General features: G+C 51.0%; 1 protein-coding gene. It reads right to left on the reverse strand.

The window, feature by feature from the left end; genetic code table 11:
- The coding region (locus HQN90_RS38055; protein WP_173227990.1) for a polyketide synthase dehydratase domain-containing protein at window positions 1-929 on the reverse strand (929 nt) is incomplete at both ends.

Raw genomic sequence — 929 nt, forward strand, 5'->3', positions numbered from 1 at the left:
AGCTGCGCAGTTTTTAGCAAGCCTGACAGCGCTTCAAACAGCTGCAGGCGTTCGCTTGGTACCACGACCTGAACCAATATCCTCTCTTTATGCCTTTCCTTAAATAACTGCTGAACCTCTTCAAATACCCGCGCCGCGCTGCTGTCGAATCGTTCCCCGTTCGAATCATACGCCTCCTCCAGTAGCAGACACCGGACCTTCATTTCTTTTCTAATGTAACTTTCCAGCCTGCTGTCTCCTTCACAGAGCACGACCAAATGCTCCGCCTTGGCTGCTCCTTCCGCCGGCCCGTCTGCTGCTTGTTCCCTCCAATAAGGTCGAAGGATGGCCGTCCCTAGCTCCTCTCCTTCCATTACTCTGGATGAAAACCCTCTCATTTGCACACAAATCTTTCCCTGACTGTCGCACAAATCGATGTCCAATTTCTCGACTTTGTCCCCGGCCCGGCTCCCCGCGCTGTAGCGGACGAAACACCACATTTCGCAGCTACATCCCCGGATTACTCGAAGATCCTCCAAGGCGAATGGCAAGGCTGGCTTAGCTGGGTCAGAGGCTGCCCATACACCTAGGGTGGCCTGCAATGCCGAATCGATCAATGCCGGATGTAGTTTAAACTGTTCTTCCGTATCTGCTATGGCATCCGGCAATCTTAACTTTGCGATGGCCTGGCCTTGTCCGACATATATTCGTTCAATCCCCTTATGGGCTGGGCCATACTCCATTCCCATCGTTATAAACCCTTCGTAACATTGCTTCGAGGCCAGTTCCTTTTGATGACAACTTTCGATCAGCGCCTCTATATCCAGCACCGGTGTATCTTCCGCTGTATCTTCCGCCGTATAAACCAAAATACTTCCTTCACTGTGTACAGTAACTTCTTCATTGCCCTCATTGGGACTATAGATCTCGTATTGGATCTCCCCATTATC

Origin of the sequence: Paenibacillus alba, assembly GCF_013204855.1 — a bacterium.
In the GTDB taxonomy this organism is placed as follows: Bacteria; Bacillota; Bacilli; order Paenibacillales; family NBRC-103111; genus Paenibacillus_E; species Paenibacillus_E alba.